This is a genomic window from Neobacillus fumarioli NBRC 102428 (assembly GCF_001591485.1).
Taxonomy (GTDB): Bacteria; Bacillota; Bacilli; order Bacillales; family Cytobacillaceae; genus Neobacillus; species Neobacillus fumarioli.
In genome coordinates, this window is record NZ_BCUZ01000002.1 from 24,500 (window position 1) to 45,403 (window position 20,904).

Annotated in this window: 19 protein-coding genes and 1 pseudogene; 11 read left to right on the forward strand and 9 right to left on the reverse strand. The window is 40.3% G+C overall.

The window, feature by feature from the left end:
• Nucleotides 1-43 precede the first annotated feature (43 nt).
• Complete coding sequence (recQ, locus tag BFU02S_RS00635) at nucleotides 44-2,176, reverse strand: DNA helicase RecQ (RefSeq protein ID WP_066365192.1); 2,133 nt, start codon at nucleotides 2,174-2,176, stop codon at nucleotides 44-46.
• 194 nt (nucleotides 2,177-2,370) lie between these two features.
• Here recQ and BFU02S_RS00640 point away from each other — a divergent pair, with 194 nt between their 5' ends.
• Nucleotides 2,371-2,961 (forward strand): undecaprenyl-diphosphatase, encoded by a 591-nt coding sequence (locus tag BFU02S_RS00640; RefSeq protein WP_066365195.1) that lies wholly within the window; start codon nucleotides 2,371-2,373, stop codon nucleotides 2,959-2,961.
• Nucleotides 2,962-3,051: 90 nt separating this feature from the next.
• Nucleotides 3,052-3,796, forward strand: a pseudogene (locus BFU02S_RS00645) (class I SAM-dependent methyltransferase).
• A gap of 23 nt (nucleotides 3,797-3,819) precedes the next feature.
• Here BFU02S_RS00645 and BFU02S_RS00650 read toward each other — a convergent pair.
• From BFU02S_RS00650 to BFU02S_RS00665, 4 genes are all read right to left on the reverse strand, one after another.
• Nucleotides 3,820-4,686 carry an alkaline phosphatase family protein gene (locus BFU02S_RS00650; protein WP_235841957.1) on the reverse strand — a complete coding sequence of 289 codons (867 nt, stop codon included), beginning with the start codon at nucleotides 4,684-4,686 and terminating at the stop codon, nucleotides 3,820-3,822.
• A 543-nt stretch (nucleotides 4,687-5,229) separates the two neighbouring features.
• Nucleotides 5,230-5,556: an antibiotic biosynthesis monooxygenase family protein gene (locus tag BFU02S_RS00655; RefSeq protein WP_066365203.1), complete on the reverse strand. Its 327-nt coding sequence runs from the start codon at nucleotides 5,554-5,556 to the stop codon at nucleotides 5,230-5,232.
• A gap of 23 nt (nucleotides 5,557-5,579) precedes the next feature.
• Entirely contained in the window at nucleotides 5,580-6,119 is a 540-nt protein-coding gene (locus tag BFU02S_RS00660) for a GNAT family N-acetyltransferase (protein ID WP_066365206.1), read from the reverse strand.
• A gap of 18 nt (nucleotides 6,120-6,137) precedes the next feature.
• Nucleotides 6,138-6,731, reverse strand: a complete 594-nt coding sequence (locus BFU02S_RS00665) for a Uma2 family endonuclease (protein ID WP_066365210.1) — start codon at nucleotides 6,729-6,731, stop codon at nucleotides 6,138-6,140.
• Nucleotides 6,732-6,870: 139 nt separating this feature from the next.
• On the opposite strand from BFU02S_RS00665, the gene BFU02S_RS00670 reads away from it, so the two are divergent.
• On the forward strand, nucleotides 6,871-7,833 hold the full coding sequence (locus BFU02S_RS00670) for a D-2-hydroxyacid dehydrogenase (RefSeq protein WP_066365214.1): 963 nt from the start codon (nucleotides 6,871-6,873) through the stop codon (nucleotides 7,831-7,833).
• 222 nt (nucleotides 7,834-8,055) lie between these two features.
• Here BFU02S_RS00670 and BFU02S_RS00675 read toward each other — a convergent pair whose 3' ends face one another.
• The 4 genes from BFU02S_RS00675 to BFU02S_RS00690 all read right to left on the reverse strand — a co-directional run bounded on the left by BFU02S_RS00675 (nucleotide 8,056) and on the right by BFU02S_RS00690 (nucleotide 12,886).
• Nucleotides 8,056-8,394 (reverse strand): hypothetical protein, encoded by a 339-nt coding sequence (locus BFU02S_RS00675; protein ID WP_066365216.1) that lies wholly within the window; start codon nucleotides 8,392-8,394, stop codon nucleotides 8,056-8,058.
• Nucleotides 8,395-8,539: 145 nt separating this feature from the next.
• Complete coding sequence (locus tag BFU02S_RS00680; RefSeq protein ID WP_235841958.1) at nucleotides 8,540-8,920, reverse strand: VOC family protein; 381 nt, start codon at nucleotides 8,918-8,920, stop codon at nucleotides 8,540-8,542.
• Nucleotides 8,921-9,033: 113 nt separating this feature from the next.
• Complete coding sequence (locus BFU02S_RS00685; protein WP_066365217.1) at nucleotides 9,034-9,996, reverse strand: bile acid:sodium symporter family protein; 963 nt, start codon at nucleotides 9,994-9,996, stop codon at nucleotides 9,034-9,036.
• Between the two features lie 145 nt (nucleotides 9,997-10,141).
• On the reverse strand, nucleotides 10,142-12,886 hold the full coding sequence (locus BFU02S_RS00690; RefSeq protein WP_066365219.1) for a dynamin family protein: 2,745 nt from the start codon (nucleotides 12,884-12,886) through the stop codon (nucleotides 10,142-10,144).
• A gap of 557 nt (nucleotides 12,887-13,443) precedes the next feature.
• Between BFU02S_RS00690 and ykzB the strand changes: the two genes are divergently transcribed.
• The 8 genes from ykzB to ilvD all read left to right on the forward strand — a co-directional run bounded on the left by ykzB (nucleotide 13,444) and on the right by ilvD (nucleotide 20,643).
• Entirely contained in the window at nucleotides 13,444-13,581 is a 138-nt protein-coding gene (ykzB, locus tag BFU02S_RS16940) for a protein YkzB (protein WP_169797564.1), read from the forward strand.
• 23 nt (nucleotides 13,582-13,604) lie between these two features.
• Entirely contained in the window at nucleotides 13,605-13,775 is a 171-nt protein-coding gene (locus BFU02S_RS16590; protein ID WP_157075829.1) for a hypothetical protein, read from the forward strand.
• Nucleotides 13,776-13,882: 107 nt separating this feature from the next.
• A complete protein-coding gene (locus tag BFU02S_RS00700; RefSeq protein WP_066365226.1) occupies nucleotides 13,883-14,221 on the forward strand; it encodes a MerR family transcriptional regulator in 339 nt (112 codons plus the stop codon).
• A gap of 332 nt (nucleotides 14,222-14,553) precedes the next feature.
• On the forward strand, nucleotides 14,554-15,798 hold the full coding sequence (locus BFU02S_RS00705; protein ID WP_066365227.1) for an ammonium transporter: 1,245 nt from the start codon (nucleotides 14,554-14,556) through the stop codon (nucleotides 15,796-15,798).
• Between the two features lie 176 nt (nucleotides 15,799-15,974).
• Nucleotides 15,975-16,952, forward strand: a complete 978-nt coding sequence (locus BFU02S_RS00710; protein WP_084360943.1) for a DUF294 nucleotidyltransferase-like domain-containing protein — start codon at nucleotides 15,975-15,977, stop codon at nucleotides 16,950-16,952.
• Nucleotides 16,939-17,673: an exonuclease domain-containing protein gene (locus tag BFU02S_RS00715; RefSeq protein ID WP_066365229.1), complete on the forward strand. Its 735-nt coding sequence runs from the start codon at nucleotides 16,939-16,941 to the stop codon at nucleotides 17,671-17,673. Before BFU02S_RS00710 ends, BFU02S_RS00715 begins: the two co-directional genes overlap by 14 nt.
• 382 nt (nucleotides 17,674-18,055) lie before the next feature.
• Nucleotides 18,056-18,964 (forward strand): branched-chain-amino-acid transaminase, encoded by a 909-nt coding sequence (gene ilvE / locus BFU02S_RS00720; protein ID WP_066365232.1) that lies wholly within the window; start codon nucleotides 18,056-18,058, stop codon nucleotides 18,962-18,964.
• Between the two features lie 11 nt (nucleotides 18,965-18,975).
• Entirely contained in the window at nucleotides 18,976-20,643 is a 1,668-nt protein-coding gene (ilvD, locus tag BFU02S_RS00725) for a dihydroxy-acid dehydratase (RefSeq protein WP_066365234.1), read from the forward strand.
• Nucleotides 20,644-20,904: the final 261 nt, after the last annotated feature.

A 20,904-nucleotide genomic window follows, 5' to 3' on the forward strand; every position in this document is an offset into this window, starting at 1 on the left:
AATCCACCGGTAATGTATTGATTTACCTTAATAAAAAACAGCCTCACCGGGCTGTTTTACTTAGATGATAAACATATAACTTAATCATAAAATAACTAACTTCCTCTGGCAGAAGTTCTTTAATCGGTTTAAGCCGCTCTCTCCCGGCTTCTGCAACCGCATTTTCCAATAGCGGGATGTACTCGTCAGGGATAAGTCTGGTGAAGTCTGCCTCAAGACTCTGCTGGGCACATTGGAGCAAATGGGTTTCCACCGTACTGATAGCAAGCCCCTGTTCTTTCGCTATTTCGGCTATTGACAATCCGCTTTGGTACAGTTTTAATGTTTCCAAATGAGATTCACCCACTGTCTTTTTAGCCGGCTTTTTCAGTGGTTCTGAATCAGCCTCCAGTTCACTCTTGTAATCAGGATGCTCCTCACAAAAAGCACGGATCTCTTGAATAAATTCCTGACCATATTTTTGCAGTTTATGCTCCCCGACACCACTGACTTGTAAAAACTCTTCACTTGTTTTCGGTATTTTTGCACACATGTCCTTTAACGCAGCATCAGAGAAAATGACAAATGGCGGTACATTCTCCCGATCAGCAATCCGCTTTCGCACTTCTCTTAATGTCTCAAATAATGGATCGTTCTTGGAAACTTGTTTTACTTGTACCGTTTCCCGCCGGAACACCTGCTCTTTTCCCAGAAGGACATCCTTTCCTTTCGGCGTTACAAATAGGGTCGGAAACTGTCCATGTTCAATTCCAATTATTTCTTGGGCAATGAGAAACTCAATAAAGTCACCGACTTCTTTTGCCCCCTTGTTCTGCATAATTCCATAGGTCGGGAGCTTATGAAAGCCCATATCCGTTACTTTTTTATTTTTTGAACCAGTTAATACTTGTGCTGTGATATTTTTACCAAACCGTTGACCCATCCGAACTACACAGGATAGAACCATTTGCGCTTCGCGTGTTACTTCTATTTTCCCGCGATTGTCTGTACAATTGCCACATCTGCCGCATGGTTTCGTTTCAGCCTCACCAAAATAAGATACAATAAATTCTTGCAGACAGTTTTCGGTATGGCAGTAATCAACCATTTGCTGCAGTTTTTCCAACTCTGCACTCTTGCGGCTTCTGTCACTGGCTTGGTCAATTAGAAATCTTTGTATTTGCACATCCTGGGGAGAATAAAGCAGAATACATTCGCTTGCCAGTCCATCCCTTCCCGCACGTCCAGCTTCCTGGTAATAGCTTTCCATGTTTTTCGGGAGCTGAAAATGAATGACGTATCGTATATTCGATTTATCAATCCCCATTCCAAAAGCAGAAGTAGCAACCATCACGGATGCCTTGTCTTCTAAAAAGCGCTCCTGTTCGCGAGCCCGTTCAACATCTCCCATCCCGGCATGGTACTTGGCAGCATTGATGTGCTCTTTCCTTAGCCGTTCATAGAGCAGATCTACATTCTTTCGGGTTGCGGCATAAATAATGCCTGCTTCGTTTTCATTCTTTTTAAGATACTCGAATAAAAATTTTAGCCGGTCTTGGCCTTTAATCACTGAAAAGGACAGATTTTCCCTCTCAAATCCGGTAATGACGGTATTTCTTTCATCAATATCCAGTTGACGACAAATATCTTCCCGTACAAGCGGTGTGGCTGTTGCTGTTAATGCCAGCACTTTCGGCCTTTGTGGCATATGATCGATCATTTGTTGAATATGCCGGTAGCTTGGGCGGAAATCATGTCCCCACTGGGAAATACAATGGGCTTCATCAACCGCCACCAAAGGGATGTTCATGCTTTTAAGGTCTTTAATAAAATCCGGTGACTCTAAGCGTTCCGGCGCTATGTAAAGCAATTTATATGTTCCCTTTTTTGCTTCGTACATCCGTTCATTTGCCTCATTAAATCTTAAGGAACTATTAATAAAAGTGGCGGAGATCCCGATTTGCAAAAGGGCATCCACCTGGTCTTTCATAAGTGAAATCAAAGGGGAAATAACGATCGTGGTACCTGGCAGAATCAGAGCCGGAATTTGATAGCAAATCGACTTCCCGCCGCCCGTCGGCATGACACAAATTGTATTTTTTCCGGCTAAGACGGAGCGAATCGCCTGCTCCTGGCCATTGCGGAAAGAGTGGTAACCAAAGTAAGATTCCAGCAGAGGAAGGGCTTGTTCGAACAATTTTGCTTCTCCTTTCAGGGAAAAAATCTAGTAAATATTATAACCAATGATTTCGGTTTATGGATTTAAGATACTTTTAATATTTTTCACCTTTACTAAATCTGCATAGTAATGGATAATAGTTGTTGGGCTGAAATCTAAAGCATTGCTTTAATAACTATACATCTACTATTCTAAAGAAATGAGGTTTTTGGATGAATTATAGCTTATTTCAATCGATTAATAACCTTGCCGGTCATCATCCTTTTTGGGATAAATTAATGGTTTTTATGTCTAAAGAAGCTTTCATTATTTTTGCATTCATTTTACTGATTATGTGGTTTGCTGGAAAGCAACGTACAAAATACACAGTGGTTTATGCTGCGATTACAACAGTGATCGGTTTAGTGATTAACATGGTCATCGGCCACATTTACGATGAACCACGTCCATTTGTCACTCATAAAGTCCATTTATTATTACAGCATGCAAAAGATGCTTCTTTCCCGAGTGACCATGCAACCGGTACTTTTTCAATCGCTTTTGCCGTATTACTGCGGAAACATCTTAAAACAGGATTATTTATGACTCTGCTTGCAGTTTTAGTCGGTTTTTCCCGTGTTTATGTTGGACACCATTATCCAATGGATGTTGTTGGTAGTATAATTGTCAGCTTAGTCGTTAGTATCGTTGTATATCAGTTAAGAGGATTATTACAGCCAATTCCACGTCTTATTGTTGGGATTTACAACCGAATTCCACTCGTGCCGAAAAATACATCTAGAGATGAAAGAGCAAATTATTAGGAGCTTAGAGGATTTTCTCTAAGCTTTTTTGTTTATTTTTTGAATAGATCTACTATAATTCAATTAACACGAATTAGGGAGCGATGAATAATGGAATGGGATGCAGCTTTGTATGACAGGAAACATTCTTTTGTTTCAAGACTTGGAAATGATTTACTCGATTTATTATCTCCAAAAAAAGGAGAGAAAATTCTTGATCTTGGCTGCGGCACTGGTGATTTGACCAAGAAAATATCAGAATTCGGCGTAGATGTGATGGGAAATTGATCATTCTGAAAATATGATTCAGCAGGCAAAAAATAAGTACCCAGACTTAAAGTTTCTGGTGGCGGATGCAACAGCCCTTGACTATGAAAATGAATTTGATGCGGTTTTTTCTAATGCCGTCCTTCATTGGGTTAAACCACCAAAGCAGGCTTTGAACTCCATTTACATGAGTTTAAAACCAGGAGGAAGATTTATTGCTGAGTTTGGCGGCAAAGGAAACGTTCAACACCTAACTAGTGAAATCATCCGGCAGCTGCAAGTGGCAAATCAAACCGTGAAATTTCCATGGTATTATCCAAGCATTGGTGAGTATACAACCTTGATGGAAGACGTTGGCTTTAGGGTGACATTTGCTCAGCACTTTGACAGGCCTACACCTTTAGAAGGTGAGAACGGCTTAAGACATTGGATTGAAATGTTTGCCGATAGTATGTTCGAGAACGTTTCAGCGGAAACAAAAGAACAAATCATTTTAAAAACAGAGCATAATTTAAAAGAAATTCTATTTCACGATGGATGCTGGATTGCTGATTACAAACGAATCCGGGTCATTGGTATTAAGGAATAAAATGGGGCCGATTATGCCCCCTTTTATTTCCATATATCAGCAATCGGCGAGACATAATTACTTTCCCCCGCATGCGGCAAGCCATAAATGTCTTCAATAGTTCTCAAAAGATTAAAGTGGTTTACCTTTTGATGGTATTCACCTTGTTTTACCATTGGGCCGACGAAAAAAGTAGGAATTGTATTCTCATGAGAATTGTCATCCTCATCCCATGTCACGATGAGTAGGCTATTATTTGTTTTTGCCCATTTTACATAAGCATCCAAATGTTCTTTTAACCATTGATCAGCTTCCTTAATTGTCCCATCATGCATATCGTGCTGAAGATTAGGAATCACAAAGGAAACAGTCGGCAACTTATGAAAATCTGTCCGGAAGTTTTTCAATGGCTGATTAGCCAATTTCGGCACGTTCGTAAAATTTACCCACGGATTATGCTTCCGGGCATAATGGTTATGTTTTTCTCCATTAAAACCTACCGATGGCAGATCTTCCGAAAACCCTGCAAAAGTGTAATTTTTCGCGATTAACTCACTGGCCAAATTGTCTGCTGTGAATTTCGTTTTTGGCATTCGATCATTTGTAACCCCTTGATTTGATCCGGAGAAAATATCCAAATAATTGGGCTGGCTTGGATGCTCTATTGCATGATAATTGGTAAAGTTTGCGCCTTGAAAAGCCAACGAATTCATGTAAGGAGCTGATTGATTGCCGTTGATCTGCTGACTTGCATGGTTTTCCTCAATCACAATCACAATACGATCAATTTTTGAGAGGGATACTTTGGTCATTACCGGTTTCTTGGGCGGCTGATTTTTAGGCGACTGCTGCTGTGAACAGGCGCTTAAAATGATCATTAGCGAACCTATTAGTATGATCCACTTTTTCAACAAATTGACCCACTTTCTTTTTTAACTGATTGGATCATATCAGATTTTGAGGTAGGATACAATTTTTTCAAAAAAGATGGAAGTGCTCTCTCTGGGCCAGTGACGGGGAAAGGGTTTAGACCGGTAACGTTAAGGGATTGGCACCCGAAGCTAGGAAAAAGCGGGAAATTCCGGTGCCTATCGAGGCTATTGGCACCGGAAGCGGTGAAAAATTAAAGGATTCCAGTTCCAATCGGGGCTATTGGAACACGAACTGGGGAAAAAATTAAGAAATTCCGGTTCCAATCGGAGCTATTGGAACACGAACTGGGGAAAAATTAAAGAATTCCGGTGCCAATCGGGGTTATTGGAACACGAACTGGGGAAAAATTAAAGAATTCTGGTTCCAATTGAAGTGATTAGATACCGGACGATTTAAAACAAAGTTCTAAAACGCCGATTAAGGCTATTGGCATATATTCTATCACTCTATTTTTCTATAACTCCAAATATTTCGAATTCGATCCGGTACGAATGCTGGAAAATTGATTCCTTGATAAAAGATTATCCTTCAAAAGAATAATCCCTTTCTACTCTGCATATCCTCACAGAGTAGTTCTTATACCATTCTGATTTACCTTTTTCCTGGGCAACTTTATGAGCCAAATTCTCTTTCCAACTTTTAATTGTCTCCAGTGATTCCCAATAAGAAACAGTTATTCCTAATTGATCATCACGAGCACTTTCCATTTCTAAAAAGCCACTCTGCTTCGAAGCTAGATCTACCATTTTTTTCGCCATATTCCCATAGCCATTATCCCCATCAGTCCGCTGGGAAGTAAAAATGACCGCATAATACGGCGGTTTGAGAGTTTTGACTGTTCCACTCATTTAGATTCCTCCAATCTTAAACTTCATATCCATTCCTCGACCAACATCCCATAAACGACATGGTCAACATAATGGTCATACAACCATTCAGCCTGTCTGATACATCCTTCGTTAACAAATCCTAATCTTTCTGGAATGCTGCGGCTTTTTTTATTTCCTGCAGCAGCCCTGATTTCTACTTTATGCAGACCTAATTCCTTAAATGCATAATCTGTCAAGGCCCTCGCTACTTGCGTCATAATCCCCTTTCCTTGGTATTGTTCACCCAGCCAATAACCAATATGGGCTGTTTTATTTGACCAATTGATTTGATTAAAACCTGCCACACCTACCATAATGCCTTTAAATAAAATAACGGTGGTTAAGCTTTTATTTTCAGCAAAACCTTTTAAACACATTTTAATAAACTCTTTTGTATCTTCCAGCTTAGTCGTATTATCCAGCCATGGCAGCCACTCTCGTAAATAGTTTCTCGATTGATCGGTCAGTTCAAATAGCCTATCCGCATCTTTTAACTCTATTAATTTTAATGACAGGTCTTCATTAATTTTATGTACAAACATTGTCTCACCCTATCTTTACTACTCTTCGCGTCTTGGAAAAATAGCAGTCAAATCAATCAAAAAGTCATTAAAAATATGAACTGGAATAGAATTCTCGCGGTTATATACATCATGAAGTTCCAGAGTGTGATTTTTTAAAAGGTAAACTTCAACAACCTGATTGGCGGGATCAATGATCCAATATTCTTTAACACCTGCACGTTGATAAGCTAGTCGTTTATCCATTCTGTCAATCTTTGCGGATGAAGATGAAATAATCTCTACTACTAAATCTGGAGCTCCTAAAATTTTGCTTCGTTTAATCTTATTTGGGTCGCAGATTACAACTAAATCTGGAATAACCCAATTTTGAACATTCTCATCAATCCATTTCTTTTGAGCATTTTCAAATAAATAGACATCAATAGGAGCTGCATATACCCTGCAAGTTTTCCCTCTTAAATAAGTACCGAATTCAATTGATAATTGCATAGAAATTTCTTGATGCTCTGGCAATGAGGAAGGAGCCATACTAATTATTCTGCCATCTAGCACTTCGCACCGTTCATCTTCCTTCCAATTAGCATATTCCTTGTAAGTCATATCTTTTGAATTCTTGTCGGCAATACCCATTCTCCTTGTCGCCCCCTCATCATTTGGTATTTATTATATAACAAATTGAAAATTCATCTGAAATTTTTCATAATTTTTAAAACTTGCTGACTGAATTTTTTACTCTTATCATTTAATTATACCGAAGGAGGGATCGTCTATGAAGAAAAGAAAATTTGTCATCACTCATAATCTTCCGACAGATTTACATGAAAAGATTAGTCAGATTATTCCTGATTGGGAGCTGGTTGTTGGGAAAGACAAGAATGTTTGGCAGTCGCACATTCATGATGCCGAGGTTATTGCCGGATGGAAAAGAGGACTTGAAGAATTCTGTCTGGTTCCCGATTCAAAACTTAAATGGGTACAAACTTGGAGTGCTGGCGTCGATTCGCTGCCGCTCGAGAAATTACAGACAAGAAATATTATGTTAACAAGCGCTAATGGTGTTCATGCCTATCCTATTTCCGAAACCATTTTTGCCCTAATGCTTGCTCTAACGAGAAAAATCCATACATATGTTAAAAATCAACAAGCAAAAACATGGCACCACGCCAACATGAAACTTGAAATCCACGAGAAAACGATCGGAATCATTGGCGTCGGAGAAATTGGAAAAGAAACAGCAAAAATTGCCAAAGCTTTTGGTATGAAAGTGCTTGGTGTCAGGCACTCTGGAAAGCCAACGGATTTTGTGGATGAAATGTACACAACTCAACAACTACCTGCCCTTCTGCCGCAGTGTGATTTTGTTGTCATAACACTGCCCCATACAAAGGAGACCCATCATTTATTCGGCACCGAACAATTTAAACTTATGAAGCCTACTGCTTTTTTTATTAATATCGGCCGCGGGGAAATTGTCGTCGAAGATGAGTTGATTCAAGCATTACAAGATGGAACGATTGCCGGAGCAGGTCTGGATGTATTTGAAACAGAGCCCCTGCCAAAGGAAAGCCCTTTATGGGAAATGGACAACGTTATCATTACTCCGCACACCTCAGGATCTACAGAACATTATGACAGGCGCGTGGTTGAAAACATCCTGATTCCGAATCTGAAAAATTATCTGAACGGGCTGACTCCTTCCATTAATCTTGTAGATTACACAAAAGGTTACTAAAATATAGCTATCTTCCTCTAAACCATTAGCAGCCGGATTTTTTTAATCTTTTTCATTCGGTCACCTAACATATTGGCTGCCGAATCTTGCCTTTTGTCAATTCTTCGGTAGCCAATCACCTTTATTGGCTACCGAGTTTCGATTTGTTCCTGGTTCTTCGGGCGCCAAACGTCCTTGTTAACAACTAAAGGTATGTGCCACCAAGACCAAAAGACAAAATGGCTAGCTCTGCCCTGTGCCTTCTATATTATTTTGATCAGAGATATAAAGATTTCTGCCTTTAATTTTTGTAAGGGTAACTTTTTCTCCCTTATCTACGGTCCGGTACAGATAGGCAGGAATCTGCACCTTTCGTCCATTTTTCAATTTTACCCAATATTGCTTCTCTATCTCATGATGACTCCATATGTTCATAACCACTTTTTTCTGATATTTATCCGCAACCACACCGCGAACCTCTTTAGTATTCTCTTCCTTTAAGCCAAATCCAAGCCCATAACAGGCAGCTGCAAAAAGAAGAGCCAGGAGTCCAAATGAGATGGATTGCTGCAACTTTTTCAAGGGACCTCCACCTTTAGATAGGATGATCCCTCTTAGAATGTGCATTTTTTCCAAATTCATTCCGGTTTTTGGATTATTTAGATCAATAACAAAAGGCTGCCGGCCAGCTCTTTGAGCAGAATAAATCTCCCTACTATGTAAGACGTTATTTATCCTCTCTTAATACATATTCATTCCCATCCTGATCTTTAAATGAAAACATGGTGCCAAACGGCATTCTTAGCATTTCTCCTACTTCTACGCCATTTTGTTTTAATTTTTCATAGGCTGATTCGACATCAGTTGTGCTGAAAAGGATGGTAGGATGAGCAACTTTCTCCGGTTTTTGCTTCTCCATTGCTTCCTTCGCATAAAGAACTAATGTTGTAAATTCGTCTTCGCTTGGTCCCACTTCAATCCAAGAGAAATTCGGCCCCATCGGTTGCTCCATTTTAAGGACAAAGCCGACTTTATTCAGCCAAAAGTCTTTCGCTTCCTCTTGGTCTTTTACATAGACTGTAACTTTTCCAATTTTATTAATAATCATCGTTAATCTCCTTTCAGCTATTTTGTTATTCAGTGTCAGTTTATCAAACTGAAAACTCATTGTACAATTTAATAAGGAAAAAGAGCCACTAAAATGGCAGTTTTCAGTTTGAATTACATAGCTGTATGAATACCTTCATTCTTTTCGTTTTTGTCTTTCATGCGGCTGTAAATATTGGCGAGAACAGAGCCTGATAAATTATGCCATACACTGAAAATCGCACTTGGCACAGCTGCTAGCGGGGAGAAATGAGCGGTGGCGATCGCTACTCCTAAACCGGAATTCTGCATGCCGACTTCCATTGATACAGCCTTCTGTTTCGCGAGGTCCATGCCACATAAACGGGCAAAGAAAAAGCCGATGAAAAAGCCCAGCAGATTATGCAAAATAACAACGCCAAAAATTAACAAACCTGTTTGCGCAATTTTTTCAGCACTCCCCGCAACAACACCGGCTACAATCAGCACAATGGCTATAACGGAAACGAGAGGTAAAGCTTTGGCACTTGCCCTTGCCTGCTTACCAAAAAACTTTTTAATAATAAAGCCGACCGCTAATGGAATAATGATCACTTGTACGATCGAAAGGAATAAGGACCAAACACTAACATTCACCCACTTGCTTGCAAACAGCAGGATCAAGAGCGGGGTAACAATCGGTGCAAGAATAGTGGAAACAGATGCAATCGCAACTGCCAAAGCCACATTCCCTCTCGCCAAAAACACCATGACGTTCGAGGCTGTTCCGCTCGGACAACATCCTACTAAAATAACCCCTACTGCCACATCTTTCGGCAAATGCAATCCGACAGCCAATAAGAAAGCGATCAAAGGCATAATGATAAAATGGCCAATCACCCCTAGTGATACTTCTTTTGGCCTTCTGAATACCTCTTGAAAATCCGATAACTCAAGTGTCAGGCCCATGCCAAACATAACAATCCCCAATAATGGAACAATATAACCTCCAAGCCATTTAAAATGCTCGGGGCTAAGGTAAGCAATAACTGCAAAAAGCAGCACCCATAGTGTAAATGTTTTTCCGGCAAAGCCGCTGATTCTCTCGATGACTTTCATCCAAAAACCCCCTTAGTAAAACCAAATTTTCAGTTTTCTAAATATTGTTTATATTATAATAATTTTTTTAGAAAAATCAATATGTTGTTTCAATATAACAAAAAAAAAAAAAGAAAGATGCCTGTTAAAGACATCTTCCTCGAAATTAATATACCGGCTGCATCCCTTTTCCCGCCACGGTCATCCATTCGAATTGGCGCAGGCGGACATTAAACAGTGTTAATGGATCACGGAATATTTCCGGATTGGTGTTTAGTTTCGTTAGCATCTCCTGATTCGCCGATATTTCCTTCTGCGCTTCTTCTGCAGCATTATTTAAAATATTCATCGGCTGTTTGAAAAACATTGAAACGTCCCGTTCCAAAGAATCTTCCAGCAAGGCAAACGGCCTGAAAAACTGGCGGCTGACTTCCTTGGCGATCTCAGCATAATCTTCGTTTTCTACAAAGGCCTTATATTTGTTATAAAGCATCGCTTTGTTTTGTGATAAAGCTCCAAATAGCTTACCGGCACTTTTTAATAAAAATTGCGATGGTGTTCGGCGCAGCATAATATTAACAAAGTCCAAATGGAAACGGCTAGTCAATCGGTCAGTATCCCGGCGCCAATCATCCAGTACCTTAAAATCACACTCTAGCACAAGCCGTTCTTCCCCGTATAAACTGTTAAAACCTTCAGCCCGGTCGTTTAAATATTCTTGAGCTTCCACAAATTCCTCTTTACAGCTATCTATCCATTCCCCTAAGGAGCGGCAGTATACCGGCATGACTTGATACTCTAAGTAATCCTGAAGCCGCTTATTCATTTCCTCATTAAGCTCGATATGAATTTTACTGAAATTACTATCCTCTTTTACTAAAGCGGAACATTCTTTTAAAATCTTTGGAACTTGTGTAGCAATTTCCTTTTCAATCGTTTCTTTAATAGAGCGGTAAGAATTAGCCACGACTTCTGTTTTTTGTGAAACAGTATCTCGTAATTGATGAATAGCACCCGTTAACTTCGCAAGCATTTCTTCGTTCCAGCGGATGGTCTCGGCTAGCTGATTTTCTAAATCGATCCGTTTTTGCAGCATGCCGGCAATTGTAATCCGGATAAAATACAAAAGTTTTGCCAGCCTTTTATCGGCGATGTTTCTCGTATTTTTAATCGAATCGATAAATGCCTTTAATCCGCTTAATTGCTGGTTTCGATCATATCGAGAAGAAAATGCAAATATCTTGGCATCCGGCAAGGCGGCGCGAATAAGTGATTTTGTCTCTTGGATGACCTCCTGCTCATTCACAACAGTATCCATCTTGTTTATTAGGAAATGAATAGGAATATCCGGTGCAAGCTCACCAATCTCAGCAATAGCTTCTTGTTCTTTTTCGGTAAAAGGAGCATTCGCATCAAGGACAAACAGGATGGTATCTGCCACTTGAAGGTTTTTCAGTACCTCATAGCGCTCATTACGGGATCCCTTTAAACCAGGTGTATCAATAAATGCGACCTGATTCTCCTTCAAGAATGAATTTGGCATTCCAAATTCAATAATGGAGTCTAATGCACGGCGGAGCCGGTCCATACGTTCTTGAAAACCAGCAAACCCGGAAAGTCTAGTAATTTCTCGGTCGGTTATTTCTGTAATTTCTAATTCTTCAGCATCTTTAAACAAAACGACGGATGTTGTCGGACCATCCTGCAAATATTCTCCAAGAATCGTATTTAGGAATGTTGATTTGCCGCTGCCGCTAAGCCCTGTCACAAGTACGTGCCGGGTTTCAAAATCAATGAGCTGCTCAACGATCCATTGCACACGATTATTTTCACCCATTTCATGATTCTCTGCCCATTTGATAATAGAATCAAAAAGTGTCAGGCACTCCTCCAACTCATCCATATCCGTTTCCGTTACACTAAGAAGATTTTCTGCCTCTTTAACAATAGTTTGGCTGATCGCTGCTGGAAATAGTTCATTCCATGAAAGAACTGCAGCTGATGCAACAACAATATTTTTTGAATCCGCAATCCGAAGCCAATTCGTCAACAGGTCAGGAATAAATTCCTGAAGCATTTGAATAAAATATTTGCCGTTAATGAAACTGAAATACGTATCCTTATGCAGCCGTGAAACTTCTGTCCAATCAAAGCTACGTTCTAAGTCCAGGTTCAAGAGCAGTTGATTGATTTCTTTAATCCAAGTAAAATAGGATTCTTCATGTTTATAACTGTTCCAAAAAGCCGATATAAGCTGTTCAAATTTTTTCTTATCTACCTGATATAGCTGAACAAACGCTTGTGTGAAATAAGATGGTGCATGACTTTTCGTCACACCTTTTTCCACATAAGTTTGAAGGATATCAAACCACTCCAGTGACTCGGTTCGGATCGCTTCATTTACAGCGAGTTCAATTGCGTTATTCCAATCCTTTTGCTTTTCAAAAAAGGTACGGGCAATGGCCGTAACACTGGGATAATCAGGATTGGCAGCGATGGTTTTCTTAATAACTGAAACAGCTGAATCAAATTTGTCTTTTACAATGTAAAGCGAAAATAACTTTAACGCTATTTCCGTGGTTAATGTCAAATTATCCGTTTCAATCGTTGTATAAATATCCTCAGCCGTTGACAGCATCCCAAGCTCAAAGTAGGCATCCGCCGTATTTTTCCGCGCCCATGGTTTCAGCTCACCATCGATATTCTCCCATTTAAAAATAGCGGCTTCAAAATCTTTATGATGAAAATATACTTCTCCTTGAGCAAAACGGATCGAAGATAATTCCGGGATATCCTTTCGCGCTTCTTCCTGAAAAGCGTCACCTAAAATACGAATAGGGTGGATCTCCTCATGTTCATTTATAAACATTTTGTAATAGCTCTTCTGTTTCAACTGTTCTTCCATTGTCATTACTTTTCCCTCCAAACACGCTATACTATGTCATTCATATGGAAAAGAGACATAATTATTCCTTATATGATTCGAATGAAATTCATATTTTAAGTCTCAATGATAGGATTCTAGCAAAGGAATTTGTTTAAAAGATTTCATTTCTGTTTCAATTTGGCAACAAACGACGAAGGTACGTAATAATTAGAATGATTCTTCCATTTCTATTATCCCTCAAAAGATCATAAGTTTAAAGATTTTCAGAAATTTGGTTTGAAACCTTAGAAAAGCGCAAGCGTCTTGGTCAGCTTGCCTGCTTCTCCGAATAATCCTCCTTGTAGGCATACGACGAACTGAACATAAGCCTCGTCGACTGGCGAGCACGATAGGCGGTTCATGAGGCGTAGTTACACTTATGTCTGATAGGCAAGTTATACTTTCCCAAAAGTAAATGTTTTTATGGTGTGATGAGGAAGAAATTTATTGAAAATACAATGTTAAGTTTTCTAACGAATCCCATGACAAATAAGCAAATTTTATATAAATTTTTCCATATAATAAAAGAAAGGAAGATTAATATGCACCAAAATGAAGCTATAAAATTGGCAGAAGCCATCCTTCGATTAGACGAATTAAGAGATGAGTTATATGAAGAACTGATGAAAATAATGGGTTCAAAAGGGAGTGAACTTTTAAGAACACTGCAAAATTGCTAAGTCAAACGCATAAGGAGGCTGCAATGTCAACAAATCACTTGCGAACAGGTCTGGAACGTCTTAAAAATTTTTATCAAAAAAAATTAATAAAAACTGACCTTTACACGGTGCAAGAGCTTTGTTCTTTAACAGTCAGCGAGCTGGCAGAGCTATACAAAAAGTCAATTCCCCAAACATCTTCACCAAAAAAATGACTACATTCAAGCAAAATAGTACCATTTTTTGTGGTTGTGTGAGAAACTCTAACATAAAACGTTAAAAAAAGTAAACTATATTAACAGGAGTGTGGTGAACCAACATAATGGGAAGTGATTCATCTTATAAAGATAGAAAAGTTATTACCATCGGGATTGTCAGAGAATTAACCGGTCTTTCCGAAAGACAAATTCGTTATTATGAAGAACGAAGACTCATTTTTCCTGAAAGGACCCCCGGCGGAAGCCGGAGGTATTCCTTTTCAGATGTTGAATTATTAGTAGAAATAGCCAATAAAATTGAAGATGGTGTCCAAACGCATGAAATTAGAAAGGAAATGCTACGAAAAGAGAAACTGCAAAACCAGGAAGAGCTTAAAAGACAAATGATTCAAGGACAGTTAAATGCCCAATTCGGTTTACGCAATGGCCCTTCTTCCCGATAGAACGGAAGTCGGGCTTCTTTTTTGTCCAAAGCATTAGACTGTTTTTATAAAAAAGTCGTTCCTGATTAGGACCTAAATGTTGATAAAGACCATGATATTCTGGAAAGAGCAAGTGAAAGATGCAGAAGTCATCGCCTGCTGTAAAAAAGCCTTGAAGACTTTTGCCTAACACCTGATTCATAAATTTGCCACTATAAGCCCCCTCCTGACTTTTATCCTTCAAAAACAATGTTAGATTTCCTTACACAATTATAGATTCTTTGCTGCAATCATGTAAAAATACAACTATGTTGATTGTTATGAAAATTAACATAATTATAAGGGGGAGAACAATGAATATTGACTTTTTATTGAATAGCATATGGGTCATGTTAGGTGCAGTCCTTGTTATTTTAATGATCGGCGGCTTTATTCTTTTGGAAACGGGCTCCACACGAATGAAAAATGCGGGACACATCGCCGGGAAAACCCTTCTAACCTTTAGCATCGGATCCATTCTGTTTTGGGCTGTCGGTTTCGCTTTAGCTTTCGGCAAAGGAAATGCGCTGATTGGTCTTTCCGGCTTCTTTTATTCCGGATATGACTTAAAAGGATTATCACTTTCTGGTGCCGTCTACTTTTTATTTCAACTTGCCTTTGCCGGCATTTCCTTAACCATTGCATTTGGAGGTTTTGCTGAACGGGCAAAGCTGGGCGCCTATTTAGCTTTCGCGGTTTTATTTTCCGTATTTGTTTATCCGCCAATCGCTCATTGGATTTGGGGAGGCGGCTGGCTGGCAGAGCATGGAAGTCAGGATTTTGCGGGTTCTACTGTCGTTCATTTAACAGGGGCCATGGCGGCATTTGCTGCAACCATCATTCTTAAACCAAGGATTGGCAAATACAATAAAGATGGGTCAGCCAATCATCTTGCAGGACATAATCAAGTTTTCACTGCCTTGAGTGTTTTGCTTTTATGGGTGGGCTGGTTTGGGTTTAATGCCGGAAGTACATTAAGTGCCGACAAGGCCTTCTTTGGCTTCGTTGCTCTCAATACAAATCTTGGTGCGGCTGCCGGGACAGTTTCAGCAATGATCATTTCCTGGTTGGTGATGGGAAAGGCAGATGTTCCAATGATGTTAAACGGTGCCCTTGCAGGTTTAGTGGCCATTACCGCTTCCTGCGGATTTGTCGATCCATGGGCAGCTGTTGTCATTGGCTTCATCGCCGGCATTCTGGTTTTTTATAGTATTCGTTTCTTTGAAAACAGAAAGATCGATGATCCAATTGCCGCGCTGTCTGTCCATGGAACAGCGGGAGTTTGGGGCACTTTATCCAACGGCCTCTTTGCAACCAAAGCATTAGCTTCCGTTGGCAAACCAGGACTGTTTTACGGCGGCGGTTTTCATCAGCTCGGTATTCAAGCCATAGGAGTCGTGACATGCGGGGTTTTTGCCTTCATTGTTTCTTACATCCTTCTATTGATCATCAAAGCAGCTATGAATGGTATTCGCGTAACAGAAGAGGAAGAAATAATCGGCCTTGATATGAGCGAACATGGGAGTTACGGGTACCCTGAATTAGTAAAAGCAGAATGAACAAAAGACCGCCGACTGGCGAGTCCGTTACGACAGTTTATTAGCTGCAGTTAAATGGACTCGCAGGAAAAAGATAAATTTATACTTCTGTTAAAAGAATTGCATAGGTTCATGAGAAACCCTCCCCCTGTTTCTATGGGGGATTCTGCTTATTATTGGAAAGGGGAAATGCGAGCATGGGTTATTTAAAAATCAGGAATTACCGGGAACAAAAAATCGGCGAAGCAGCTTGTGACCATTTCACATTAAACCTGCTTCATGACGATATTATGAAGCGTACAATTAACCTGGCGATTGAGATGATCACCAATCAATCCGGCCCCCTCCCCTGTCCTTTTTCCTTCTTTGTCATGGGGAGCTCCGGACGCTGTGAACAATCTGTTTGGAGTGACCAGGACCATGGCTTGATTTACTATGAACAAAGTGATGGAGTAAAAAGCTATTTTTGGCAGTTGGGAAAAGAAATTTCAAAAGGATTAAATGCTGCAGGTTATCAGTATTGTGACGGCGGTGTAATGGCAAGTAATCTCTTATGGTGTAAATCACTTTCTGAATGGCAAGCACAATTATCAAAATGGATAGAAGAATCCAGTTGGGAATCTATCCGCTATTTACTAATTTTTATCGACGCAAGGACGATTTTTGGCGAGAACGATTATGTTGAAATATTAAAAAAACAAATCTTCCAAACTGAAAACAAAGCAGCACTAATGACTAAGTTTTTAACTAATTCAATGCATCTAAAAAAAGGCATCAATTTATTAGGTCAGCTTTTAACCGAAACACACGGTCCATACGCTGGTTCACTCAATCTAAAAGAAATCGGTATTTTCCCTTATGTAAGTGCTGCAAGACTGCTTGCTGTAAAAGAGAATCTGCTGGAGACTTCCACACTATCACGGCTCTCCAGTATTCCAGAAACATTAATGTCTGCCGAAAAGAAGAAATTATATAAAAATCAGTTTTTGCAGCTGCTGCACTTCCGTCTAATGTATTGTCGACATACAGACTATCACTCCGGCCATTATTTGCCCGTCAGCAAATTATCAAAAGAGGATATTAAAAGGGTCAAGGAGATCATCAAAAATGGTTCTGCCTTGTTTCATTCCGTTAGAAAGGGACTCGAAAAGGGAGATTCCAATGGGCATAAATGAAATCAGCCAATTCTTCAGACAATTTTCCGGAAAACTTGGAGCTAATATTTATGCAGGGTTCAACGGGCCAACCTCACCGCAGCAGCTAGCTTTTTTAAGGGCACTGCAAAAAGAAGTCCGGCAAAATAGCAGCCTTGACACTCCGTTGAATAAATTAAAAGCAGTAGTTTTCGATCTCGAAACGACAGGATTTCATCCGGAAAAAGGAGATCAAGTCATTTCGATCGGTGCCATTAAAATGTTGGGTTATCGTATAGATGAGGAAGAAACCTTTTACTCTTTACTAAAATCCGACTGTCCGCTGCCCATCGAAATTTCCTCCTTAACCAACATCCGAAACGAAGACTTGCAAAGAGCTCCAAATGCTTTGAATGTCTTATTACAATTTTTTAAATATATAAAAAGTGATCTGCTTGTCGCACACCACTCGAAGCATGAGCAGGCATTTATGCAAAAATTAACGAGAGATTTGCTGCGAACAAAATTCGAACATCGAATCGTTGATACTTCCTTTTTAATCCGGATTGCCGACCCCTCGATTAAGTCATGGACCCTTGAAGAAGTTTGCGAAAAAAATGGGATTGAAATCAAAAACCGTCATCATGCCCTGGGTGACGCCATCATGACAGCACATGTCTGGAGCTGTTATTTACAGAAAGCAGAAGCGAAAGGATTTAAAAACCTAAGAGAAGTTTATGAATATTTGGCACGAAATGAATAAATATTCACATGAAAACTACTGCCATGTTCTGATTCCAATAAATAGAAAATGATCAAAACAACATCGCTTCGTTTCCACATTTCCAATTAAAACCCAATATCCATGCTTTGTTTTATGCACCTCAAAAAATTTTCTTAATTTTTTTATACCTTACTTAACCTTAATATGACAAGGTTGTAAACGCTACCATATATTTTGACTAATTTGAATTATCTGATTTTTGTGTTGACCATGTCTGTAAATGGTTGTATGATAATCGTCAATAAGTACTAATTCAGCAAAGCCGCTATTCATTTTCTTGAACGGCTGAGTTTAGACAATGCTCAGTTAAAAAATGAATATTTAATTCTAATGGCGTGTTTATACAAAAGGAGTGGTCATGTTGGGAAGTCAATGGATATTCCTTGGCGGAGAATTCGTCAAGAAAGAGGACGCTGTCGTATCAGTCTTTGATCATGGCTTTTTATACGGTGACGGCGTATTTGAAGGAATTCGCGTTTACAGCGGAAACATCTTCAGACTTGATGCCCATCTGAAAAGACTATTCGAATCAGCACAATCCATTATGTTACAGATTCCGTATTCAAAAGAGGAAATGACGCAATTAATCATTGACACCGTGAGAAAAAATGAACTAGAAAGTGCTTATATTCGCGTCGTTGTCTCCCGAGGAAAAGGAAATCTTGGACTGGACCCTTCTTCCTGCTCCCAGCCAAATGTCATCATTATCGCCGAGGAATTAACCATGTATCCCAAAGAATTCTATGAACAAGGGATCAAAGTTGCCTCTGTTGCGAGCAGAAGGAATCGCCCAGATGTATTAAGTCCACAAATTAAATCATTAAATTACTTAAATAATATCCTGGTCAAACTGGAGGCAAACCAAGCAGGCGTCCAGGAGGCATTAATGCTGAATGATCAAGGTTATGTAACAGAAGGTTCTGCTGATAATATTTTTATCGTCAAAAATGGCGTGATTTACACTCCTCCCGTTTATTTAGGAGCATTGGAAGGGATCACAAGAAACGCCATTCTCGATATTGCAAGAGCCAAAGGATATGAAGTACGGGAACTCCCCTTTGGCAGACATGATGTCTATGTTGCCGATGAAGTATTCTTAACCGGGACAGCCGTCGAGGTCATTGCCGTGATTAATGTCGATGGACGCCAAATCAGCAACGGAAAACCGGGAGAAATTACAAAAGATCTTTTAGAAGAATTCAGAAAAATTGTAACAACGGACGGAGTCGCCTGTTATCCAGAAAGAGTCAACAAAGCATACGTCAGTTAGGAGATAGAGAAATGCGAAGCGATATGATTAAAAAGGGGATCGACCGAGCTCCTCACCGCAGCCTATTATACGCAACCGGGGTCAAAACAAGCGATCTGGATAAACCATTTATCGGTGTTTGTAACTCCTATATTGATATTATTCCAGGACATAAACACCTGCAGTCTTTCGGTGAAATTGTAAAAGAAGCCATTCGTGAAGCTGGCGGGGTTCCCTTTGAGTTTAACACGATTGGCGTTGACGACGGGATTGCCATGGGCCACATCGGAATGCGTTATTCACTCCCGAGCCGTGAGATCATTTGTGACAGTGCTGAAACGGTTATAAACGCTCACTGGTTTGACGGTGTATTTTATATTCCAAACTGCGACAAAATCACACCAGGCATGCTGATGGCAGCTGCCCGCACCAATGTACCAGCCGTTTTTGTTTCAGGCGGTCCGATGGAAGCTGGTAAATCTTCTTCGGGAAGAAACTTATCCCTCACCTCTGTTTTTGAGGGAGTTGGGGCATACCACAGCGGAAAGATGACTCAGCAGGAATTACTGGAAATCGAAACCAGCGCTTGTCCAACTTGCGGTTCCTGTTCAGGAATGTTCACTGCCAATTCTATGAACTGTTTGATGGAAGTATTAGGAATGACTGTTCCTGGCAATGGAACCATCGTAGCCACTTCAGAAGAACGGCATGAACTGATTCGGCAGGCTGTAAAGCATTTAATGAATCTGATTAAAAATGATATCCGACCGCGCGATATCTTGACAAGAGAAGCATTTGACAATGCCTTCGCACTCGATATGGCCATGGGCGGCTCAACCAATACGGTGCTTCATACGTTAGCTATCGCTCATGAAGCCGGAATTGATTACGATCTACGAGAAATCAATAAAATCGCCGAAAAAGTTCCATATTTAGCGAAAATCATGCCTGCTTCTGATTATTCGATGCAGGATGTACACCGCGCCGGCGGTGTCAGTGCCATCATCAATGAGCTATGCAAAATCGATGGTGTCATGCACCGTGAATGCTTGACAATTACCGGGAAAACACTTGCTGAAAATGTGAAGGATGCAAAGATTCTTGATGAAACTGTCATTCGACCGAAAGAAAATCCATACAGCCCTGTCGGCGGTCTTTCTATCCTTTTCGGAAACCTGGCCCCTGATGGCGGAGTCATCAAAGTTGGTGCTGTAGATCCATCGATCAAAACCTTCTTAGGCAAAGCCATTGTGTTTGATTCACAGGAAGAAGCACAGGAGAACATTAATAACGGCACTGTAAAAGCCGGTCATGTGGTTGTTATTCGCTATGAAGGTCCAAAAGGCGGCCCCGGAATGCCCGAAATGCTCGCTCCGACCTCGGCAATTGTCGGCCGCGGTCTGGATAAGGAAGTCGCTCTTATTACAGATGGCAGATTCTCCGGTGCTACTCGCGGTATCTGCGTGGGCCACATTTCTCCGGAAGCAGCAGAAGGCGGTCCAATCGCCCTCGTTGAAAACGGAGATGATATTTTAATCGATTTAGAAGCACGCTCCATTGAGTTAGTTGTCGATGAAGAAGTATTAGCCGAAAGACGCCGCAATTTTGTGAAACCTGAACCAAAAATAAAAACCGGCTATCTGGCCAAATATTCAAAGCTAGTTACTTCTGCCAATACCGGCGGAGTTATGAAAATATAACGAAAAGCGGAAGCGGCCGTTTAGCGACGTATGAACGGGGCCCGCTCCGACTGAGATAAAGGAAACACGAAGAGCGAAGCGATTCGATGTTGACTTATCGTAGGGAGGAGTGGGATGTCCACTAGTCGCTGGCCGCTGAAGCTAGACAATCATCTAAGTTTAAAATAGTTTAAGGTTTTTACTTAACAGGGAACCACTAGTACCCCTCCCCTTCTTTAAAGAAGTTAAGGTACTAACTTGATAATCTAATAGTCTGAAATC